This window comes from Flagellimonas aquimarina (assembly GCF_003149745.1).
GTDB classification, from domain to species: Bacteria; Bacteroidota; Bacteroidia; order Flavobacteriales; family Flavobacteriaceae; genus Flagellimonas; species Flagellimonas aquimarina.
The window spans coordinates 1,270,817-1,292,343 of record NZ_QGEG01000001.1 but is presented as its reverse complement, the minus strand read 5'-3'; the positions used below and the strand labels follow the sequence as shown (position 1 = coordinate 1,292,343).

Annotated in this window: 19 protein-coding genes; 13 read left to right on the top strand and 6 right to left on the bottom strand. The window is 37.1% G+C overall.

Translation table 11 applies throughout. From position 1 onward, the window contains the following. The first annotated feature begins 95 nt into the window (after window positions 1–95). Window positions 96–2,471, top strand: a complete 2,376-nt coding sequence (locus tag DKG77_RS05920; protein WP_109661100.1) for a TonB-dependent receptor — start codon at window positions 96–98, stop codon at window positions 2,469–2,471. Here the strand turns inward: DKG77_RS05920 and DKG77_RS05915 are convergent. The 4 genes from DKG77_RS05915 to DKG77_RS05900 form a co-directional block, all read right to left on the bottom strand. After that, window positions 2,463–3,182 (bottom strand): heavy metal translocating P-type ATPase, encoded by a 720-nt coding sequence (locus DKG77_RS05915; RefSeq protein WP_109661098.1) that lies wholly within the window; start codon window positions 3,180–3,182, stop codon window positions 2,463–2,465. The two genes, DKG77_RS05920 and DKG77_RS05915, sit on opposite strands and share 9 nt — an antisense overlap. After that, complete coding sequence (locus DKG77_RS05910; RefSeq protein WP_109661096.1) at window positions 3,183–3,539, bottom strand: heavy-metal-associated domain-containing protein; 357 nt, start codon at window positions 3,537–3,539, stop codon at window positions 3,183–3,185. A gap of 17 nt (window positions 3,540–3,556) precedes the next feature. Beyond that, a complete protein-coding gene (locus tag DKG77_RS05905) occupies window positions 3,557–5,791 on the bottom strand; it encodes a TonB-dependent receptor (RefSeq protein ID WP_109661469.1) in 2,235 nt (744 codons plus the stop codon). 84 nt (window positions 5,792–5,875) lie between these two features. Then, window positions 5,876–6,286: an HYC_CC_PP family protein gene (locus tag DKG77_RS05900; RefSeq protein ID WP_243414857.1), complete on the bottom strand. Its 411-nt coding sequence runs from the start codon at window positions 6,284–6,286 to the stop codon at window positions 5,876–5,878. Window positions 6,287–6,431: 145 nt separating this feature from the next. Between DKG77_RS05900 and DKG77_RS05895 the strand changes: the two genes are divergently transcribed. The 7 genes from DKG77_RS05895 to rodA all read left to right on the top strand — a co-directional run bounded on the left by DKG77_RS05895 (window position 6,432) and on the right by rodA (window position 14,170). Next, window positions 6,432–6,884, top strand: a complete 453-nt coding sequence (locus DKG77_RS05895; protein ID WP_109661092.1) for a GAF domain-containing protein — start codon at window positions 6,432–6,434, stop codon at window positions 6,882–6,884. Window positions 6,885–6,976: 92 nt separating this feature from the next. Beyond that, the gene (gene purH / locus DKG77_RS05890; RefSeq protein WP_109661091.1) at window positions 6,977–8,509 is read left to right on the top strand and encodes a bifunctional phosphoribosylaminoimidazolecarboxamide formyltransferase/IMP cyclohydrolase; all 1,533 of its coding nucleotides are present in this window, start codon (window positions 6,977–6,979) and stop codon (window positions 8,507–8,509) included. A 55-nt stretch (window positions 8,510–8,564) separates the two neighbouring features. Continuing rightward, the gene (locus DKG77_RS05885) at window positions 8,565–9,593 is read left to right on the top strand and encodes a rod shape-determining protein (protein ID WP_036380166.1); all 1,029 of its coding nucleotides are present in this window, start codon (window positions 8,565–8,567) and stop codon (window positions 9,591–9,593) included. A gap of 64 nt (window positions 9,594–9,657) precedes the next feature. Continuing rightward, on the top strand, window positions 9,658–10,473 hold the full coding sequence (mreC, locus tag DKG77_RS05880) for a rod shape-determining protein MreC (protein WP_109661089.1): 816 nt from the start codon (window positions 9,658–9,660) through the stop codon (window positions 10,471–10,473). Further along, window positions 10,466–10,972, top strand: a complete 507-nt coding sequence (locus tag DKG77_RS05875; RefSeq protein WP_109661087.1) for a rod shape-determining protein MreD — start codon at window positions 10,466–10,468, stop codon at window positions 10,970–10,972. Before mreC ends, DKG77_RS05875 begins: the two co-directional genes overlap by 8 nt. A gap of 56 nt (window positions 10,973–11,028) precedes the next feature. Beyond that, the gene (locus DKG77_RS05870; protein ID WP_109661085.1) at window positions 11,029–12,897 is read left to right on the top strand and encodes a peptidoglycan D,D-transpeptidase FtsI family protein; all 1,869 of its coding nucleotides are present in this window, start codon (window positions 11,029–11,031) and stop codon (window positions 12,895–12,897) included. After that, complete coding sequence (rodA, locus tag DKG77_RS05865) at window positions 12,887–14,170, top strand: rod shape-determining protein RodA (protein ID WP_109661083.1); 1,284 nt, start codon at window positions 12,887–12,889, stop codon at window positions 14,168–14,170. The genes DKG77_RS05870 and rodA overlap by 11 nt, the downstream gene beginning before the upstream one ends. On the opposite strand, the gene DKG77_RS05860 is transcribed toward rodA, so the two are convergent. Then, window positions 14,167–14,967 (bottom strand): DNA/RNA non-specific endonuclease, encoded by an 801-nt coding sequence (locus DKG77_RS05860; protein ID WP_109661081.1) that lies wholly within the window; start codon window positions 14,965–14,967, stop codon window positions 14,167–14,169. The two genes, rodA and DKG77_RS05860, sit on opposite strands and share 4 nt — an antisense overlap. A 119-nt stretch (window positions 14,968–15,086) precedes the next feature. Here DKG77_RS05860 and DKG77_RS16950 point away from each other — a divergent pair, with 119 nt between their 5' ends. Together DKG77_RS16950 and DKG77_RS05850 are read left to right on the top strand one after the other, a co-directional pair. Then, on the top strand, window positions 15,087–15,425 hold the full coding sequence (locus DKG77_RS16950) for a hypothetical protein (RefSeq protein ID WP_165819349.1): 339 nt from the start codon (window positions 15,087–15,089) through the stop codon (window positions 15,423–15,425). A 134-nt stretch (window positions 15,426–15,559) separates the two neighbouring features. Beyond that, the gene (locus DKG77_RS05850; RefSeq protein ID WP_109661077.1) at window positions 15,560–16,828 is read left to right on the top strand and encodes a DEAD/DEAH box helicase; all 1,269 of its coding nucleotides are present in this window, start codon (window positions 15,560–15,562) and stop codon (window positions 16,826–16,828) included. Between the two features lie 100 nt (window positions 16,829–16,928). On the opposite strand, the gene DKG77_RS05845 is transcribed toward DKG77_RS05850, so the two are convergent. Further along, window positions 16,929–19,124, bottom strand: coding sequence for a carboxy terminal-processing peptidase (locus DKG77_RS05845; protein ID WP_109661467.1), 2,196 nt, complete (start codon window positions 19,122–19,124; stop codon window positions 16,929–16,931). A 201-nt stretch (window positions 19,125–19,325) separates the two neighbouring features. On the opposite strand from DKG77_RS05845, the gene surE reads away from it, so the two are divergent. From surE to lpxB, 3 genes are read left to right on the top strand one after another with little or no spacing between them, the layout of a single operon-like run. Next, window positions 19,326–20,105: a 5'/3'-nucleotidase SurE gene (gene surE, locus DKG77_RS05840; protein WP_109661075.1), complete on the top strand. Its 780-nt coding sequence runs from the start codon at window positions 19,326–19,328 to the stop codon at window positions 20,103–20,105. Then, on the top strand, window positions 20,095–20,379 hold the full coding sequence (locus DKG77_RS05835) for a hypothetical protein (protein WP_109661074.1): 285 nt from the start codon (window positions 20,095–20,097) through the stop codon (window positions 20,377–20,379). The genes surE and DKG77_RS05835 overlap by 11 nt, the downstream gene beginning before the upstream one ends. 21 nt (window positions 20,380–20,400) lie before the next feature. Continuing rightward, window positions 20,401–21,513 (top strand): lipid-A-disaccharide synthase, encoded by a 1,113-nt coding sequence (lpxB, locus tag DKG77_RS05830; protein WP_109661072.1) that lies wholly within the window; start codon window positions 20,401–20,403, stop codon window positions 21,511–21,513. Window positions 21,514–21,527: the final 14 nt, after the last annotated feature.

Here is a 21,527-nt window from a genome sequence, read left to right as displayed (position 1 = left end):
TAATATCCAAATCTTTAGTTCTGTTAAAAGTGCTAAAATATTATTGGATGAAAAAAAGCGGATTTTGTTTTTTCGTATCTTAAAGAAAAAATCAAATGAAGTCTTTTTGCCGCCTTATATTACTCATAATTTGCTTTTTAAGTTCTTTTTCAAGCTTTACTCAAGACACCAACAAAAAACAACTTCAAGAAGATTACAGTAAATACTTTAAGCATGTTAGAGAAACTGTATACTTACACTTAAATAAGACCACTTTTTTTGTAGGTGAAGAGGTTTGGTGGACTGCTTATGCCTATAACAAAAAGTCCAATGAGCCTTCTTTTGGTACAACAAATCTTTACTGTGGTTTGTATGATAGAAAAGGTAAACAAGTAAAAAAAGAGCTTTTTCTAATGGAAAAAGGGGTTGGCCATGGTAGTTTCACCATCGATTCAACGTTTACCTCAGGAACCTATTACATTAAAGGGGGAACAACCTGGATGAAAAATTTTGAAGAAGATGACCATTTTGTCCATAAAATAAACATTATAAATAAGACCATAATACCTAAATTAAATACTACAACCACCTTTGATCTTCAAATACTTCCAGAAGGTGGGCATTTAATATCTAACACTGACAATATGGTTGGTGTTCGGTTAACAAATGAAAATGGCAAGGGTATCCAAATAGACAAAGCAGAGGTTTTAGACAATGAAAATAGCGTTGTTACCAGTTTTTATACAAACCGCTATGGTGTTGGAAGATTTAAATTGAGGATTCAACCAAATAAAACTTACAGATTAAAACTGAATTCTAAAGATGGGCAGGTTTTAGAAAAATCGTTACCCCCAATAAAACCTAGAGGTATAGCTATGGCTATTAACAACATAATTGATGATAAGCTTGTTGTTTCTTTAAACACCAACCTAGAAACCTTGAAGGGTGTTTCAAGAGATATCTTTCATCTTGCTATTCATAGAGATGGCCTTATGAAACTGAATTCATTTAACTTAGATAGCATTTCTAAAACAATAAAAATTGACAAACACAAGCTTTTACCAGGAACCAATATCATAACGCTTTTCAATAAGGACCTAGAGCCTATTTCAGAACGGCTTATCTTCAATTACCACAAAACCAATCTTGCAACCGCTTCACTCAATAAACCTTTTAAGAAAAAAAAAGACTCCATTTCTATAAAAATCAATGTCTTTTCCAAGAACAATACACCAATGTCCTTGAGTGTATCAGCACTTCCAATTACTAGCATTGCAAACAATTCAAATACGAGTATTATTTCAGATTTTCTTTTGCAACCATATTTGAAATCCGTTGTGGAAAACCCTGCTAGATACTTTACGGAAATCACAAGGATTAAGGAGTATGAATTGGACCTAATTTTATTGACACAGGGTTGGAGTCGTTACAATTGGGATATGATCTTTGAGGAAATACCAAAGATTGACCATCCGTTTGAATTTGGCATAAAAGCTGTTGGCCAAGTAAATTCTAAAATGAGAAAAGGGGAAGTCCTCGCTCTTGTTCAAAATAGTATAACTCCTATGTTATTTCTAGAATTGAAAGATTCAATAAATTTTGCAGTCACCGATTTATTATTGGAAAATGGGGATGCAATGAAATTTTCTATTAAAAAGAAAAGAGGAGGCCTAAGAAAACCTAACTTGGATCTTGACTTTGTTGGATTCAACTCAATCGAAGATTCTATTGCCCTTTTAAAACGTAACAGCTTGTCTTTTAACTTCAATTCGCCAAGTAAGAACAACGCACATCAGAATGTTTTTTTAATACAACCCGAGGATTTAATAACATTGGATGAAGTTGTTCTTACCGAAGAAAAAATCGAAAATCAACTAACGAGAAAATCCTCTTTGATAGACTCATCCTTTAGAGGGGTCAAGATTGATGAGAAGGAATTAAGAAGGAGTCCACTCCTTACAGATTTGATTGCTCGAAATGGGTTCAGAGTAATCGTTAATCCAAGAGGAGACGGAGAGGTTTTGATCACTAATATGAAACCTATCCTAGGGCCTGTTAGGGTTTACGAGAATGATATCCCTGTTCTTGACCCTACACAACTGCTCAATATTCCTTTAAACCAGATTGACGAAGTCTATTTTGAAACTGATGGCATGGCTGCTGATATCAATGCTACCGGAGGAGTAATCCGGATTTACAGAAAAGAGGGTCCTTCTGCTAGACTTAGTACATCTCGTTTTGCAGAGAAATTGGTCGAGAATAGCTTTACCAAAAGTAAAGAGTTCTATAGACCAAAATATACATCTCCCATAAATCAGAACTTTATTGACTTTGGTATTGTTCATTGGGAACCTCAACTATCAACAAATAACAAAGGAGAAACGATATTAACGATTCCTGATGACAAACTCCCCGCGGTCAAGCTGTTTATAGAAGGTATGGCAGAGGATGGCTCTCTCTTATCTCAAACCCACGAAATTTCTTTAAACTAGTCCTGTTTCAAGCAGCATCCAAAATGCCATGACCAACATAATGGCATTTTCAATAAACGTTGCTTCCGTCATTGGCAACTTTAGCGCTGTGCCCAAGCAGGCACAGCGAATGCTTTTTTTGTCCAATAAAGTTTTAGTAACTCCTATCGTGGTAATACCTAAAATAACAACAGTTACAATTAACGCAAAGGTTATTTTTAATCGCATTAAAAAGAGTAATCCCAGTCCCAATTCTATAAAAGGATATAGCCACCCGTAGGCTGGAATAAGTTTTGCCAAAGGATCGTACATTGCAAAGCTTTCTGGAAAACCTTTTAAGTCCAAGAATTTAAAAAAGCTAAATACAATGTAGAACAAGCCCATAAAATCGAGCATTGCTTCACCTGTATCCCAACTTTTAAAATGCATTAGAACAGAAGCTCCAAACAGATAGGCAAAAATCAAGAACAAAGGCTTCAATTGCGCCCATTTCGACTTTTCCTCAACAGCGTCGACCGGCATAACAGAATGTTCTTCCTCTATAACATATTTACCTCCCAAAGCAGCCTGTAATGCTGTAGTTGAAAGGTGATGTCTTGAGAGAATTCTTGCTTTTGCATCTTCTAAGCTTACTTTGACCCCTTTAACCCCCTTGGTTTTAGAAAGCTTATTGGAAATCGAAGCAGCACAACCTTCGCAGGTCATTCCTATAATTGAATATGTTTGTTCCATTTAATGTTTATCGCTATCGTCGGAATTATCCTCACGGTATTTACAACAAGGGTGAATTTTATCATAGGCTTCTTTAGTTGCCTTAAGCTCTTTAGTATCATGACCTGCATTAACCAACGCAGTTTTAACCTTCATAGGGTCGGTCTTTCTTTCATCCACAACCAAAGACAAATGGTGCGACGGAATATCCCAAATGGCATACTTTACCCCAGTAACATCTAAAGCAGCTTTTTCTATTCTCATTTTACACATTTCACATTTACCGTCTACCTCAAAAACCACTTTTTTATTCTTGTCTTGTGCAAAACTAATTGTGGAAATCAACACGCACGTTATAAGCAATACTATGTTCTTCATTTTATTATTTTTAATTGTTATGATTTAAACCTAAAGCCTGCATACAGCATTCTTCCAAAAATGGGAGCGTATATAATTGTTGTGTCAAAATTTGTACCAAATGGGTCTTCTGCTCCCAAAACTGGGGTGCCTTGTCTAAAATTAGTTAAATTCTCACCTCCCACATACACCTCAAACTTTTTTGAAAACACTTTAGTGATTTGTGCGTTCATTAGGCTATAACCTTCCGCAAAATCGCCAAGTTGAAAATTTACAGGGTTTGAAGAAGTATTTGGCAAGCGTTGTTCTCCCAAAGCATGCAGCGTATAGTCAAAACGCCATTGACCCCCATTCTCTGTTTCTGGCGTATTGTAACCAACATTGGCAAAATACCTATGGCGAGCCTGTAATGGTTTTTGTAAAAGCCCTGTCTGAAAATCCGTTTTTACATCATAAAATTTATACGCGGTCCTCACTTCCAAGTTGGGCAACACTTCATGGTTGAGTTCTACCTGTAGACTGTTGGCGAAACTCTTTCCTTCCAAGTTTGAAAAACTGACTTCTCCCGGGTTTTCCCAGTCAACTACAATTTGATTGTCAAAATCGGTTCTATAAAAGTCCACAGAAAAGTTCCCTGGTCTTTCTAACCATGTAAACCCCCGTAAAAAGCTTATGCCAAAATTCATTGCCTTTTCTGCATCAAAACCATAAATATCACCGCCATTGCCATTAAGCTGAATAGTTCTTGCCGAAGCAAACAACCTTTGGTTCTCAGCAAAAATATTTGCTGCTCTTCTTCCCAAACCAAAAGATCCTCTTATACTAGCTTTCTCCCATGGCGTATATCGAATATGGAATCGAGGTGTAAAAAATGTTCCCAATCTGTTATGAGAATCTAACCTCAGGCCAGCCGTTAAACTTACTTTCTCCAAATTGGTATAACTGTATTCAAAAAAAGCACCAACAGACCTGTCCACTCTTTCAAAATTCTGGTTGTTTACCAATTCATCATACCCATCATAGGCAAAGGTCAATCCAGTTTTAAATTTACTCTTTGTATTACCAATAATTGAATTGAACAAAAAGTTTGAATAGATACTTTCATGGTCAATGTCGTAAACATTGAAGCCATAATAAGAATCTTGTTGATGATTGCTATATGAGGCTTGAAAGCCAAAACTTTGAAATGGCAATTCTGGAAAAACATACCCTAATTTTACTGAACCATCAACCCTTTTTGTGTCAATCTCGCTACCCCAAGCGTTGGTTGTAAATCGGTCTGTATCCGGATTAAAGTTGGTCTCTCCCACCTGTTTTTCATCATTTAAGAATCTAACGTTAAAGAAGCTAACCCATCCTTTTTCTGGATTTTGATACTGCCATCGGTTCATGATATTGATTTGGTTGGCCAAAGGAGTATCTAAAAATCCATCATCATTATTATCCACTTCAATATCCCTCCTATTCCCATGTATAAACAGCCCGGTACTCCATTTATCAGACAATTTGGTGTTTAAATGCGTGTTCAATTCCAAACGCCCATTTAAATTTCCATATCCATTAACAAAAATAGGACTGTCGGTCAGGGGCTTTTGTAATTCGGTGTTAATTTGACCTGAAATACTTTCATATCCATTTACTACACTACCGGCGCCTTTGGTAATCTGAATGCTTTCTACCCAAGTACCAGGGGTAAAAGTTAGTCCGTAAGTTTGAGATGCTCCCCTCACCATTGGAATGTTTTCTTGGGTAATCAATAGATATGGACTGGTAAGCCCTAGCATTTGAATCTGTTTGGTACCAGTAAGGGCATCATTGAAATTGACATCTATTGCCGGATTGGTTTCAAAACTTTCTGATAGATTACAACAAGCTGCCTTTAAAAGTTCGGCACTATTCACCGTAACTACATTTTGTGCGGCAAAAAAGGTCTTTTGCACTGCATCTCTTTCCTTTTGCACCACAACCTCATCCAATTGATTGGAAGGTTGCAACCAATGATGCACCATTTTGGGTTCATCAATAGTTAAGGTATCTGTTTTAAAACCAACAAAGCTTATAACCAGTTTGTTATTGTCCTTAAGGTAAGGTATACTGAAAGTTCCATCATTTTTGGTAATGGTACCTGTTTGAGAATTTAGCCAATAGATATTAGCTCCACCGAGTCCTATATGTTTATTTTCGGCATTTGCTTCCATGACCATTCCCTGAATTTTCTTTTGGGCACCTACGAGCATTGGAAGGCAAAAAATTAGTATTAAAATATTTTTCATTTGTATGTATTGAATTTGTACTTGACACAATGGCATGTGTCCATTGTAGTCCATTAAGGACTTCATTTCAAAAATTCAAAAACATCAAATCAAAAAGACTTGGTCCAGAACAGTTATGTCCTTGACCAAAAGAGGTGGTGGGTATTTTTCGTTAGGAACCGGAAGCTTATCAACCGGAACAAATAAATTAAGGTAAGAATATGTAAAAGCTACCAGAAAATCTTGGTGCTCTATTTCTAGATCGTACAATGAAAGCTTTAAATCATCCTGTCCTGTAAAAGTAAAGGACTCGTCATCACAGCAATGATTTTCCATCACCTTATCCTCCATTGCAGCCATTGCTACTTCCATACCGCATTCCTCGGCATCAACAAACAGAGAAATATCCATTACCCTGCCCATGCAAAAATGTTTGTCCACTGTCCAAGAAACGGTAGATAGCAAGACCAGTACGGCGAGCAATATTGAAATGGTATGATGAAAAACTGTTTTCACAAGAGCAAAATTACGATTTATTTCACTTTAAACGATTTTAGGCCCTTTTCATTAACTAAACTTTAGGCTACCTTATTGTGTAATTTTTGCTCTTTTTAGTAGACAAAAAACCTTCAATTAAAATAAATTTGTAAAAAATAATTTCATGTTGTCATCCCTAAAACCCAAAATAACTTCTATCCTAAAAGAAAAAGAAAAAAGCGTGGAAAACCGTTTAACAGAGGTTTGCCAATTGTTGAAAGATTCAATAACATATTATAATTGGGTAGGGTTCTATTTTAAAAATGGTGATAAGGATGAATTGAAACTTGGTCCTTATGTGGGTGAACCTACGGATCATACCATTATTCCATTTGGAAAAGGTATTTGTGGCCAAGTAGCCGTTAGCAATGAGAATTTTGTTGTACCAGATGTTGCTGCTCAAGACAATTACATTGCCTGCAGTATTACCGTTAAGTCTGAGATTGTTATCCCTTTGTTCAAGGATGGCAAAAACATAGGCCAAATCGATATAGATTCCAATACCCCTGACCCATTCACTGAAGAAGATGAGCGCTTTTTGGAATTTGTAAATGAAAAAGTGGCTGAAATTCTTTAAAACTAGTGCCATTTTGTTGATAACCCTTCTAACTTTTTAGTAACAAAAAATTTACTTTTGTGTGCTTAAGAAATTGATTTTTAAGACACAAAATGAACACTGCCAAAAAAGCTTCTGCCGCACTTATTTCAGTTTTTCACAAAGACGGACTGGAACCCATTGTTAAAAAACTAGACGAACTTGGAGTAACCTTGTATTCCACAGGTGGCACTGAAAAATTTATACGGGATTTGGGGATAAACGTAGTTCCGGTCGAAGATGTAACCAGCTACCCTTCTATTTTGGGAGGGCGTGTAAAAACATTGCACCCCAAGGTCTTTGGCGGAATTTTAAATAGACAGGACAATGACAGCGATATTGCCCAAATGGAAGAATTTGAAATTCCTCAACTGGACATTGTCATTGTAGATTTATATCCTTTTGAAAAAACCGTTGCCAGTGGGGCACCCGAACAAGATATTATTGAGAAGATAGACATAGGTGGCATATCGTTGATACGTGCTGCTGCCAAAAACTTTAAGGACGTGCTGTGTGTTTCCTCCATGGAAGACTATGAAGGTTTTCTGAAAGTTATTTCCGAAGGAAATGGCACAACAACTCTTGAAGACCGCAAACGCTTTGCTTCCAAAGCATTCAATGTCTCTTCTCATTATGATACTGCTATATTCAATTACTTCAATCAAAATCATGATGAAGCTGTATTGAAGATAAGCGAACAAAATGGACAAGTGCTTCGCTACGGTGAAAACCCACATCAAAAAGGGTTTTTCTTTGGAGATTTTGAAGCCATGTTCACCAAGTTGCATGGCAAGGAGTTGTCGTACAACAATCTTTTGGATGTGGATGCCGCAGTAAATTTAATGGGAGAGTTTAAAAATGACGCGCCCACTTTCGCTATTTTAAAACATAACAATGCCTGCGGTCTGGCAACAAGAGATACCATAAGACAAGCATATGTTGATGCTTTAGCAGGCGATCCAGTCTCTGCTTTTGGAGGTATTCTTATTTCTAACGTTGAAATTGATGCTTCAACTGCTGAAGAGATTCATAAATTGTTCTGTGAAGTAGTAATAGCTCCAAGTTACTCTGCGGATGCCTTAGAAATCCTTAAAGGCAAAAAGAACAGAATAATACTCATTCAAAACGAAGTGGCCTTGCCAGATACTTTAGTTAGAACATGTCTTAACGGGGTTTTGGTTCAGGACAAAGACTTTAAAACAGACACAGCCGATGGTTTGACCCCTGTAACGGACAAAAAACCTTCTTCTGAGGAAATTGAAGATTTAATATTTGCTTCTAAACTTTGTAAGCATACCAAGAGCAATACCATTGTCTTGGCAAAAAACAAACAACTTTGTGCCAGTGGCACAGGACAGACTTCAAGAGTGGATGCATTGAACCAGGCAATTAACAAAGCCAAGTCCTTTAATTTTGAATTGGATGGTGCCGTAATGGCCAGTGATGCCTTTTTTCCTTTTCCAGATTGTGTTGAAATTGCCGACAAAGCTGGTGTAAAAAGTGTGATTCAGCCTGGAGGTTCAATAAAAGACCAATTGAGCATAGATTATTGTAATGAAAATGGACTGGCCATGGTAATGACTGGCACTAGACATTTTAAGCATTAATTTTAGTACTTTAGCCGATAAAATTTACTTTTAATCCAAAAAACCGACACTTTTTATGGGATTTTTTGATTTCATGACTGAGGAAATTGCCATTGACCTTGGTACTGCAAACACCCTGATAATTCATTTAGACAAAGTAGTAGTTGACAGCCCGTCCATTGTTGCCAGGGACCGAGTCTCAGGTAAAATCATAGCAGTTGGCAGGGAAGCCAATATGATGCAGGGAAAGACCCATGAAAACATCAAGACCATACGACCTCTAAAAGACGGGGTAATCGCGGACTTTGATGCTTCGGAAAAGATGATCAATATGTTCATCAAAAATATTCCGGCATTAAAGAAAAAATGGTTTCCACCAGCCCTTAGAATGGTCATTTGCATTCCTTCTGGAATTACTGAAGTGGAAATGCGAGCGGTAAGAGAATCAGCGGAAAGGGTAAATGGCAAGGAAGTTTATTTAATTCATGAGCCCATGGCAGCTGCCATTGGTATTGGACTGGATATTATGCAGCCCAAAGGAAACATGATTGTGGATATAGGTGGTGGTACCACAGAAATAGCAGTGATCGCACTTGGCGGAATTGTTTGTGACAAATCAGTAAAGATTGCAGGTGATGTTTTCACCAATGATATCATCTATTACATGAGAACACAACACAATTTATATGTTGGTGAAAGTACAGCAGAGGCAATAAAAATTGAAATTGGTTCCGCAACAGAGGATCTAAAGTCCCCTCCAGATGATAAATCAATCCAAGGAAGAGATCTATTGACCGGAAAACCAAAACAAGTGCAGGTTTCATACCGGGAAATTGCCAAAGCACTTGATAAAAGTATTTTGAGGGTAGAGGATGCAGTAATGGAAACATTGTCGCAAACGCCTCCAGAGTTGGCTGCAGATATATACAATACCGGTATTTACTTAGCTGGCGGGGGATCTATGCTAAGAGGATTGGACAGAAGGCTTTCACAAAAAACAGATTTACCTGTCTACATTGCAGAAGACCCGTTAAGAGCGGTAGTAAGGGGTACAGGTATAGCACTCAAAAATTTAGAGCGCTATAAAAGTATATTGATAAAGTAATTTGGTTTTTATACTGTTTAAAGACCTTTTGAAAGTTTATTAACTTTCCTAATGATACGATTGCATGCAGCGCATCATCAATTTTATTCTAAGTTACAGAAATGCATTTCTTTATGGCTTTCTTATGGTTATTTCCCTGGCATTAACCATTAGAACCCACTCCTATCATCAATCTAAATTCTTCAATTCTTCAAAATGGATAATGGGCAATGTTTATGGCTCTGCCGCCAATATTTCTTCATATTTTGGACTGCGTCAGGAAAACAACAGACTAGTTGAAGAGAATGAACAATTGCGGAAATTACTTTTTAATCCTTCCAAAGAATCTGTTCAAGAGAAGGACAGTATTTTTAAAGACTATGAGGTCATCACTGCCAACCTCATAAAAAATAGCTTTTCCTCTCCAAGAAATTACCTAACCATAGACAAAGGAAAAATCCATGGCATAGAGCAAGATATGGGTGTAATCACTACTAAAGGAATTTTGGGGATTGTTGAAAACACTTCTTCCAAATTTGCTACTGTACAGAGCGTACTGAATACAAAATCAAATATCAACGCTAAAATAAAGAACACCAATTACTTTGGTTCATTAATTTGGGATGTACAGGATTACAATGTTGTACAACTTGTAGATATTCCCAGATTGGTTCCTTTGGTAGTGGGTGACACCATTGTTACAGGGGCAATGTCAAGCATCTTTCCTGAAAATATTCCTATTGGTGTTATAAGAAAATACGATCTAAATGCATCCAGAAGTTTTTATAATATTGATGTAGAACTGTTCAACGACATGGCCAACGTTAAAAATGTTTATCTCATAAAGAACATGAACAAGGAAGAAATTAAAGAATTGGAAGCAAGAACTACAGATGAATAATAGCTTGATCATAAATGGTTTTCGTTTTATATTGCTTGTCCTTACCCAGGTACTAATTTTTAATACTTTGAACTTTCTGGGATTTATAAATCCTTTGGTCTATGTTATTTTTCTTTACTGGTATCCCATAAAAGGAAATAGGGCCGTTTTTATGTTGACCGCTTTTTTTCTAGGGTTTGTAATTGATATTTTTTCAGATTCTATGGCTTTGCATGCCATTGCTTCATTGACCGTAGCCTATATAAGACCAGTAATCATGCGCTTTTGTTTTGGGGTAAATTATGAATTTCAAAACTTCAGTTTTAAGAATACCACCAAAGTACAGCGCATCACTTTTTTGGGTCTATTGGTATTGATACATCAAGTTGTTTTCTTTTCATTGGAAATCTTAAGTATATCCCACTTCCTGTTAATTTTGAAAAAGGTATTTGCGACTGGAGTTGTAACTTTGATTTTATGTACGCTGTTTAGTTCACTTTTTAGCCCACAAAGCGAATAAAAAGACTACTATTTCGTTGAAATACATAAGACTAGGCTCGTCTAATTTTATTGTCTATGAAAAAACTGCTGTTATCTTCCATTATTGTCATGATAGGGTTCACCTTTATAGGTAGACTTTCCTACTTACAACTTTTTAGTTTCTCTCCAGACCAGACCTTGGAAGATCCAGCCATTAAAGCCATTTACGATTACCCCGAGAGAGGTTATGTATACGACAGAAACGGGGAACTTATGGTGGGTAACCAACCTGCGTATGACGTTATGTTCATACCTCGAGAGGTTAAGCCATTAGACACTCTGGAATTCTGTAATCTCCTTGGGATTGATAAACCTGCATTTATTGAGAAGCTTAGGAGGGCAAGAATATATTCCCCAAGGCTCCCATCTGTCCTTGTACCTCAACTTTCCAAAGAAGATTATGCAAGACTCCAAGAAAAGATGAGGCATTACGTCGGTTTTTATATTCAGAAAAGGTCTTTGCGCTATTATACCACAAATAGTGCAGCAAATGTATTGGGATACATTAGTGAAGTAAACGAAAGAGATTTACAAAACAACCCTTATTATGTAGCGGGAGAACTAAAAGGGCGCACAGGGATTGAAAAACAATACGAAGAAATTCTAAGGGGACGAAAAGGTGTCAAGTTTATACAAAAAGATCGTTTTAATAGAGATATAGGGCCTTACAAAAGTGGAAAGTTGGACACACTGCCCGAGCAGGGGAAAGAGATTCATATAACCCTGGACAAAAAACTACAGGAGTACGGGGAAAGGTTGATGAACGGTAAAAGAGGAGGAATTGTGGCCATAGACCCCAAGTCCGGAGAAATTCTGACCATGATATCTGGACCAACCTATGACCCGGCATTGTTGGTTGGTAGAAAGCGATCCAAAAATTATAGCAAACTGCATTACGACACTATTTCTAAACCCACTTGGGATCGTTCTATATTGGCAGAGCCATCACCAGGCTCCCCTTTTAAAACAATGAACGCGTTGGTAGCCTTGCAAGAAGGTGTTATAGACCCAAGTACAAAGTTTAGGTGTTATAATGGATTTTATGTTGGTAGCCAAAAGAAAGGATGCCATTGCGGTGGTGGTGTTCGTGATATGAACTCGGGCATCTACCAATCCTGCAATGCCTATTTTGCTGGTACGTTCAGAAAAATATATGAAAAATACCCAACTACCGATGAAGGTATGGATGTTTGGGAAAAACACATGAAGAGCTTTGGACTTGGGGGTTATTTAGGTACAGATATTCCAACAGGAAGACCAGGTAGAATTCCAGGCAAAGCTTTTTATGACAAATGGTATGGCAATGGAAGTTGGGCTTCTTCAACAATCATTTCAAATGCCATAGGTCAAGGTGAAGTAGCAGCAACGCCCTTACAACTGGCCAATATGACCGCCGCAATTGCAAATAGAGGGTACTTTTACACCCCTCATATCATTAAAAAGATAGGGAATACAGGCGCAATTGACCCCAAGTATACCGAACCCCACCAAACTACCATAGATAAGGAACATTTTGAACCGGTTATTAAAGGTATGGCCAATGTCTATAAATATGGAACCGGGCGATGGGTACAAATACCCGGAATTGAAATAGCTGGAAAAACCGGTACTGTTGAAAATTTTGTGCGCGTCAATGGAGAACGTATGCAACTTACAGATCATTCCGTATTTGTAGCTTTTGCTCCCGTTGAAAACCCTAAAATCGCTTTAGCCGTTTATATTGAAAACGGGTATTATGGTTCTCGATACGCTGGACACATTGCTTCTTTGCTAATTGAGAAGTACATAAAAGGTGAAATCACCAGAAAAGATTTGGAAAAACGGATGCTAGAAAAAACATTGGAACACGAATATGCAAAGCCGTATAGTGGAGAACCTTTCAAGATAAATGAATATGTCTGGTAAGGGGCTTTTTGGAAGAATAGATTGGCTTACGGTTTTTCTTTACGCATTTTTGGTATTTATTGGTTGGATCAATATTTATTCCACTACATTAAGTGATCCCAATGCTTCAATTTTTGATTTTTCTACCCTTTATGGTAAACAACTGTTCTTTATAGGATTGGCCCTTATAGGAGTTGTTTTTGTCCTATTTATTGAAACAAACTTTTTTGAGCGTTTTGCATCAATCTTCTACATTATATCAATGTTCTTGCTGCTTGGGCTGTTCGTATTCGGAAAAACCATTGCCGGAGCCACATCTTGGTATGATTTGGGATTCTTTAATTTACAACCATCTGAGTTGGCCAAGGTTGCCACAGCGCTAGCGTTGGCTAAATATTTAAGTGATATTCAGACAGATATAAAGAATAGAAAGCATCAATTATACGCTCTATTGATCATTTTGTTACCAGCACTTCTTATTTTGCCCCAACCTGACCCCGGAAGCTCTCTCATTTACTTTTCTCTATTTTTTGTGCTCTTTAGAGAAGGGTTTCCATTGTACTATTTAGGGATATTGTTGACCATTGTTATTTTGTTTGCAACCACATTGATGTTTGGAACGGTCTGGGTAGCCATAGGCCTGGTAATTCTGACTATCTTGATATTTATTTTTAAACGAAAATCAACAAAGATTCCCATTTTACCGTTGGTAGGAATCATTATAGCTTCTGTTCTATTCTCACTGTCAGTCCGCTTTGTTTACGACAATGTTTTTGAACAAAGGCACCGCGATCGTTTTGCGTTATGGCTTAGTTTAGAAAAGGACGAGAAGAAATTAGAAGAAATTAGAAAAACCATTGGTTACAATACCTATCAATCTGAAAAGGCAATAGAATCTGGTGGGTTCTTTGGAAAAGGTTTTTTGGAAGGCACCCGAACCAAAGGAGATTTTGTACCTGAACAACATACAGATTATATTTTTAGTTCTGTAGGAGAAGAATGGGGCTTTATGGGAACGGTTACCGTAATTCTACTTTTTACCTTTTTCTTTTTACGGTTGATTTACATTGCGGAAAGACAGAAGAATGATTTTAGCAGGATGTTTGGTTATGGGGTCATTTCCATATTGCTCATTCATTATTTTATAAATATTGGAATGGTGATCGGGTTGCTCCCCACAATTGGTGTTCCATTGCCATTTTTTAGTTATGGAGGTTCTGGATTAATATTCTTTACGATGCTACTCTTTATTTTTTTAAAGCTAGATTCCAATCGTTTAAAGGATGGTATTTAAAACCGCCAACCAGAAACATTGACTTTTTCTTCCACTTTTTCCTGCCAAGCTTTAGGTTTGTTTTCAAAGAAATCGATGGAAGTTATTCTTTCCAATTCATCAATGGAAACTAAAAAACTGTCCAATTCGGCCTTGCTTTCTTTATTTGGCATTAAAAAGCAAAGAACGTCTATAGAATCTCCATTTTTTTTGAATACCACTTTATAGAATTCATCTGGAACATCCACATCTTCATCCCCAATTTCTTCCAATCCTTTTTCCAAAATACCTCCAGTGATTACTACTAGGTCCCCGTATTTTTTGCACCAATAACGCACCTGCTGTTCCAATCTGTTCCATACACCGGCATTGAATTCCCTGTCTTGTGGGCTTATATTGCTCGTATAAAAAGTTTCGTTGTACGCGTATTCCGAAAATCGCCTGTCCCCAGCAGGACAAAGATGACCTCTATCATAACCAGAGCCTTTATAGTTTCTCCAGTCTGCAGATTTGGTTTTTACTTTTGGGTCTTCAATAAAATAGGGCCTCCTTCTATCATCTTGTGTTAAATGACTTTTTTTAAGTTCATAGGCAACCCATTCTGCTTGCTCATAAGGCTCGTTATAAGAAAGCATAAAATACTCATGACTCACAATAGCTCCGGTGGTTGAACCGGGTAAAAACCCTGTGTCTACAATTACAGCACCTGCCTTACTACTTGGGTTTGAATACGTATCTGGGGTATAAAAATTCTCAAATACCCAGAAACCCACCACACAAACAATAAAGAGTAGGGTATAAATGGTTTTGTTTTTCATTTAACTACATCTTTCTTTTCCAAGTTTAAGAAATATATAATCATTGTCCACATATTCTTATATTGGTTAGTTAACATGTACACCTGTTGTGCACATTAAAAGTGCATTGACCAGGAAGCATGTCCAAGAATGAAATGAACGTATTTTTCAAAACTTTACTGTCAATTCCGTCAATAGTTGGAATTGCGTATATGATTTCCTTTTGGAGCATTGATTTTTTAAAATGGATTTCTAACAATCTTGTAGACTTTCAATATCAAGCCCCAATTGTAAATGGACTTACTCTGTTGCAAATTGGGATTTTGATTTATCGCCTTTGGACGTACAAAAACCTACCTAAAGAAAAAAAAACTAATTGGACAATATTTCTTGTGGTATTCAATGTGATTGCAAGTCTAATTTTTATTTGGAAAAAAGATTACGTTTTTGAAAAAATGGATAAAAGCACTTCACCCTAAAAGATGATTAACTAATTGCTCTTAGATTTCTTAAAGGAAACCCATGTATTCACTTACCTTTGACCCTTATCAAAAACCGGTCTGGTTTTCAAACCTAATTGTGCGCCTACCACGGTAATCCCTTAAAAAACAACATGACATTCCAAGATTTAAAATTAATTCCTTCCATACTAAAAGCATTAAGGGATGAAAACTATACAGAGCCTACTTCTATTCAGGCCAAATCCATCCCATTGGTTTTAAACAAAGAAGATGTGTTGGGCAGTGCACAGACCGGAACAGGAAAAACCGCGGCTTTTGCCATTCCCATTCTTCAGCATTTGGTGAATAATCAGCAAAACCAAAATGGTAAACGAAGGATTTCAACACTGGTGATTACCCCTACGCGTGAACTTGCCATACAAATTGGAGAAAGCTTTTCCGCTTATGGTAAATACACCACTATCACAAATACGGTCATTTTTGGAGGTGTCAATCAAAGATCCCAAACCAATGTCTTAAGACAGGGTGTAGATGTTTTAATTGCCACTCCTGGACGCTTAATCGATTTGATGAACCAAGGATATATCTCTTTGCAGGACGTTAAATATTTTGTCTTGGACGAGGCTGACCGTATGTTGGATATGGGTTTTATACATGACATTAAAAAGGTTTTGGCCAAATTACCCAAACAAAGGCAGTCCTTATTTTTCTCGGCCACTATGCCCAAAAATATTTTGACTCTATCGCAACAAATATTGATCAACCCAAAGAAGGTATCCGTCAATCCTGTTTCTTCTACAGCGGAAACGATTCAGCAGTATTTATACACCACCAATAAAGAAGACAAAAGTAAATTGCTATTGCATATTCTTGAGGACCCCAAGTTGGAGCAGGTATTACTTTTTTCTAGAACCAAACATGGGGCAGACCGCATTGTACGTAATCTACGGAAGAAAAAAATTGAATGTGCGGCCATCCATGGTGATAAGTCTCAAAACCAGAGACAAAGGGCGCTAAAAGAATTTAAAGATGATAAGATTAGAGTATTGGTGGCCACAGATATTGCTGCGCGTGGTATAGACATAGATAAGCTCCGCTACGTAATCAACTACGATATACCCAATGAACCTGAAACGTATGTTCATAGAATTGGGCGTTGTGGACGTGCAGGCGAAGAAGGCACCTCTATTTCAATCTGTGAACCAGAAGAAAATGTGTACATAAGGGATATTGAAAAACTCATTAAAAAAAATATAGAAGTGGTTGGCGACAATCCCTTTCCGCAAACCGATAAACCCATGAACGCTACTGAAAAAAAGGCGTTACAGAAGGAAAAGCAACGTAAGAAACAAGAGTTTTTTGCCAATCGTAATAAAAAGAGAGGGTCTCAAAATCCAGGTTTCCGAAGAAAGAAAAGATAAGTACTGCCAAACTAGTTTTTCTTCACAGCATTCAAGTTATACCATAAAAAAGCCGACTCCTATAAAGTAGTCGGCTTTATTTTTTTTATCAGAAAACCGTTTATCCTTTTACGCTTGCCAGCTTTCTTTCGCTGTTCTTGATATTGTTTAACTGCAAGTCTCTAAGTACATTTACAGCTTCTTCAACATAGATGTCTTTTGCCAAATTCTTGTGCCATCTATCTCTTTTTTCTCTTAGCACAGAATCCTGTGTAAACAACTCTGTTTCATATTTTAAAGATTCAAATGTCAACTTTGAATCGTATTCTCTAAGGCTCTTAAATTGATCAGAACGTTTTTTAGCTTGTTCTTCCCTTTTTTTGTACGCGTCATAACTTAAAGAAACTATCGTCTCATCCTGTTGTTCCTTTAGCCATTTGGCGTTATCTTCTATCAACTTAATTTGCTCGTTGCCTTCCATTCGCTTTTTGCTATTGGCAACAGTGGTCTCAAAATCAATGTAACCATCCCAAATCTTATACTCGGCAGGGGTTATTTTGTCCCAACCCAATGGATTTTCCTGGTCTCTTTCTCCTAAATCTATATAGCTATATCTGTCAGGCACCACAATATCACTCTTAACACCTTCTAACTGTGTGGAACCTCCGTTGATTCTATAGAATTTCTGTGTGGTAAGCTTAATGGCACCTAAATCTCCGTGCTCATTGCTTCTTACTATATTATCTAAAGGAATTACATTCTGAACGGTTCCTTTACCAAATGTTTGCTTGCTACCGATAACAACAGCTCGCTTATAGTCTTGCATAGCAGCTGCCAAAATTTCAGATGCTGAAGCTGATAACTCGTTAACTAAGATAACCAATGGGCCATCCCACTGAATACGTTCATCTTTATCTTCATGTACTTCTTTTCTTTGACCTGAAGAACGAACTTGGACAATTGGACCGTCTTTGATAAACAAGCCAGCCATCTCCACTACCGTTTTCAAGGATCCTCCTCCATTATCTCTTAAGTCTAACACAATACCTTCAACACCTTCTTGTTTTAGTCGCTCAACCTCTTTGGCAACATCTGTTGCTGCGTTACGCTCTGTGTAATCTTCAAAATCCACATAAAACTTTGGTAGATTGATGAGTCCATATTTATTTTCTTCACTTTTGACAGTTGCAGATTTAGCATAGGATTCCTCTAGCAATACAACATCTCTCTTTATGGAAACTTCTTCAATAGTCCCATCTGCCCTTCTTACTGTTAAATCAACCACGGTTCCTTTTGGGCCTTTTATCAATTTAATGGCATCATCCAATCGCATGCCCACAATATCTATTGGCTCTTCTCCTGATTGCCCAACTTTTAATATTTCATCACCAACTTCCAAACTTTGGTCTCTCCAAACGGGGCCTCCAGAAATAATTTCCATGATTCTAGCTCCTTCAGGTTTTTTCTGAAGTCTAGCACCAATACCTTCAAACTTACCAGACATTCCAATATCAAATTTTTCCTTGTCATCTGGTGCAAAATAGAACGTATGTGGATCAAATTCATCTACAATGGTGTTGATATATTGCACAAACCAATCTTTACGTTCCAAGTCATCAATGAAGTCGAAAAATTCGTCTAAAGTGCTCTTTGTATTTTCCCTAGAAGCAACTTCAATCTCATCGATGGTAATATCTTTTAAAGTTCCGTTGGGATTTTTTAGGTTCAAGTTTATGTTAGTGGAAGCAATATCCCCTCCTTCACCAATTGCAGCAAGATTCTCTGTAAGTTTGTTGTCTATCTTATTATCAAAAACTCCAAGTGTATTATATTTGAGTTGTTTTCTCCAACGTTCCTTAAGTTGCTTTTTGTTTGATGCAAATTCCTGATCCTTATAGTCAATATTAATGGTTTCTTCAATAGTATAGTCAAATGGCTGTGAAAGTACCTCATCATAAATATCCTGAGCTTCATCCATTCGTTTCATTAAACGTTGGTAAACAATGTTGAAGAACGTGATATCCGTATTTTTGATTTCGTCATCAATCTGAAATCTATATTTTTCAAATTCTCTGATATCACTGGCCAAAAAGTATCTTTTTGTAGGGTCCAAGACATCTATAAAATCATCAAATACATTTGTAGAAAAATTATCGTTTAAATCCTTGGGCTCATAATGACCACGTTCCAAGACATAAGTTATTAAATCTAATAACAGCTTGTCCTTGTCATCATTTTCAAAAGATTTATTTGTAAAACTACATGAGGCTACGGCAACAAGAATTACCAAAAGCGCCAAGGTGAAATTCTTTTTCATAAATGGGTTTTTATTGGGAGCGAATTTATTTGGCACTTTTGCCAAATCTTCATTACGTCATCCTCCGTTTCAATTGATATGAATTCCCTAAGATACAGAAAAAACCGTGCCAGTTTGGTGCAGGGGTTTTAATTTTTTGTTAAACGCTCAAAGCTTCATATCATAATGAAAAACGTATTTTTATGCCAATAATTATGCAAAATGAAAAAACCACTCATCCTAGTTACCAACGATGATGGGATAACTGCCCCAGGACTTAGAGAACTAATACGGATAATGAAGGAAATTGGAGAGGTCATTGTTGTAGCCCCTGACAGTCCACAATCTGGTATGGGGCACGCAATAACTATAGACAATACGCTATATTCAAAAAAAGTCATAATTGACCAGGAAAAAGGCGCTCCTGCAGAATACAGTTGCAGTGGCACGCCAGCAGATTGTGTAAAATTGGCACTGCAAGAAATATTGGATAGAAAACCTGACATCTGTGTTAGTGGCATAAATCATGGTTCCAACGCATCAATAAACGTAATTTATTCTGGAACCATGAGTGCAGCGATTGAAGCAGGCATTGAAGGAATACCTGCAGTTGGTTTTTCACTTTGCGATTATTCCTGGGAGGCTAATTTTAGTCATGCTGCCAAATCCATAAAAACCATAGTTACCCAAGCATTGATTCATGGTATTCCAAAAGGAATAGTGCTCAATGTAAATATTCCTAAAACAGATGAAGAACCCAATGGCATAAAGGTTTGCAGACAGGCAAGAGCTAACTGGAAAGAGAAATTTGATAAGCGTGTAAGCCCTACCGGAAAGGACTATTATTGGCTGACCGGAGAGTTTGAATTGTTGGATAAAGGTGAGGATACCGATGAATGGGCGTTGGCCCAAGGGTATGTTTCCGTGGTTCCAACCCAATTTGACCTTACAGCTCACCATACAATTCCACAAGTAAATAATTGGAGTTTAAATGAAAAATAGGAAAGAAGTTTTAATTGGTTTTGTGGTGGGAATCATTGCAAATACCTTTGGCACATTGCTATATATTTTAATTTTTTCAGATTTAAGCATATCTGAGACCTACCAAGCAGCGGTAAGGCAGGGTCATGTGGGTAGTTTATTGGCCTTAGGGGCTATTTTAAACCTAATCGCTTTCTTTGGGTTCCTACGTTTAAAAAGGGACTATAGGGCAAGAGGGGTAATGATAGCAACCCTAATTACCGCATTGGTAATTCTATATTATAAGATTTTTTAGTTTAGAGTTTGAACTTTATTAATGAAGTACTACATAATAGCTGGTGAAGCCTCTGGAGACCTGCACGGTTCCAATCTTATTAAAGCCATCAAGAAAAAGGATGAAGCTTCCGAGATTCGTTGTTGGGGCGGAGACTTAATGCAAGAAGCTGGCGGGGAATTGGCCAAGCACTATAAGGACATGGCCTTTATGGGTTTCTTAGAGGTTCTAAAGAACATTCCCACTATTTTTAAAAACATCTCTTTTTGCAAAGAGGACATTCAAAAGTTTAATCCTGACCTAATCATTTTTATTGATTTTTCCGGTTTCAATCTTCGCATAGCCAAATGGGCCAAAAAAAAGGGATTTAAGACCAATTATTATATTTCACCACAAATTTGGGCGTCACGTGAAAGTAGGATTGAAAAGATAAAACGTGATATTGACAATATGTACGTCATTCTTCCTTTTGAGAAGGATTTTTACGAAAAGAAACATAACTATCCTGTAAACTTTGTTGGTCATCCGCTTATTGATGCAATAGAAAATACACAGATTATTGATGAAGCCTCATTTAGAAAAGAACATGGTTTAGAGCAACAAAAACCTATCATTGCATTGCTGCCAGGAAGTAGAAAACAAGAAGTACAAAAAATGCTAAAGGTGATGCTTTCTGTAAAAGATGATTTTCCAAATTATCAATTTGTCATTGCAGGTGCTCCCAGCTTACCAGATGACTTTTATAGTTCCTTTTTAAATCAAAGTACTGTGGGGTATGTATCTAATAAAACCTATACGCTGTTAAAGCACTCCCATGCCGCTTTAGTAACCAGTGGGACGGCAACTTTGGAAACAGCACTTTTTGGCATCCCTCAAGTGGTGTGCTACAAAGGCAACTGGATTTCCTATCAAATTGCAAAGCGTATCATCACCTTAGAATATATTTCGCTGGTCAATTTAATTATGGACAAAGAAGTTGTAAAAGAACTGATTCAGAGCGAATTAACTTCAGAAAAACTTAAAGAGGAACTCACCAAGATTATTGCAGGAAAGGACAGAAATCGCATTTTGGAAGACTATGAATCACTTAAGTCCAAATTGGGTGGAAAAGGCGCCAGTCAATTGGCGGCAAAATTAATCATCGAAAATGCTTAGATTTAGCATCCAAG

Bases quoted from the DNA above. Each gene is read 5' to 3' on its own strand.
- DKG77_RS05920 (WP_109661100.1), top strand. From the start codon at position 96: ATGAAGTCTTTTTGCCGCCTTATATTACTCATAATTTGCTTTTTAAGT.
- DKG77_RS05915 (WP_109661098.1), bottom strand. From the start codon at position 3,182: ATGGAACAAACATATTCAATTATAGGAATGACCTGCGAAGGTTGTGCT.
- DKG77_RS05910 (WP_109661096.1), bottom strand. From the start codon at position 3,539: ATGAAGAACATAGTATTGCTTATAACGTGCGTGTTGATTTCCACAATT.
- DKG77_RS05905 (WP_109661469.1), bottom strand. From the start codon at position 5,791: ATGAAAAATATTTTAATACTAATTTTTTGCCTTCCAATGCTCGTAGGT.
- DKG77_RS05895 (WP_109661092.1), top strand. From the start codon at position 6,432: ATGTTGTCATCCCTAAAACCCAAAATAACTTCTATCCTAAAAGAAAAA.
- purH (WP_109661091.1), top strand. From the start codon at position 6,977: ATGAACACTGCCAAAAAAGCTTCTGCCGCACTTATTTCAGTTTTTCAC.
- DKG77_RS05885 (WP_036380166.1), top strand. From the start codon at position 8,565: ATGGGATTTTTTGATTTCATGACTGAGGAAATTGCCATTGACCTTGGT.
- mreC (WP_109661089.1), top strand. From the start codon at position 9,658: ATGCAGCGCATCATCAATTTTATTCTAAGTTACAGAAATGCATTTCTT.
- DKG77_RS05875 (WP_109661087.1), top strand. From the start codon at position 10,466: ATGAATAATAGCTTGATCATAAATGGTTTTCGTTTTATATTGCTTGTC.
- DKG77_RS05870 (WP_109661085.1), top strand. From the start codon at position 11,029: ATGAAAAAACTGCTGTTATCTTCCATTATTGTCATGATAGGGTTCACC.
- rodA (WP_109661083.1), top strand. From the start codon at position 12,887: ATGTCTGGTAAGGGGCTTTTTGGAAGAATAGATTGGCTTACGGTTTTT.
- DKG77_RS05860 (WP_109661081.1), bottom strand. From the start codon at position 14,967: ATGAAAAACAAAACCATTTATACCCTACTCTTTATTGTTTGTGTGGTG.
- DKG77_RS16950 (WP_165819349.1), top strand. From the start codon at position 15,087: ATGTCCAAGAATGAAATGAACGTATTTTTCAAAACTTTACTGTCAATT.
- DKG77_RS05850 (WP_109661077.1), top strand. From the start codon at position 15,560: ATGACATTCCAAGATTTAAAATTAATTCCTTCCATACTAAAAGCATTA.
- DKG77_RS05845 (WP_109661467.1), bottom strand. From the start codon at position 19,124: ATGAAAAAGAATTTCACCTTGGCGCTTTTGGTAATTCTTGTTGCCGTA.
- surE (WP_109661075.1), top strand. From the start codon at position 19,326: ATGAAAAAACCACTCATCCTAGTTACCAACGATGATGGGATAACTGCC.
- DKG77_RS05835 (WP_109661074.1), top strand. From the start codon at position 20,095: ATGAAAAATAGGAAAGAAGTTTTAATTGGTTTTGTGGTGGGAATCATT.
- lpxB (WP_109661072.1), top strand. From the start codon at position 20,401: ATGAAGTACTACATAATAGCTGGTGAAGCCTCTGGAGACCTGCACGGT.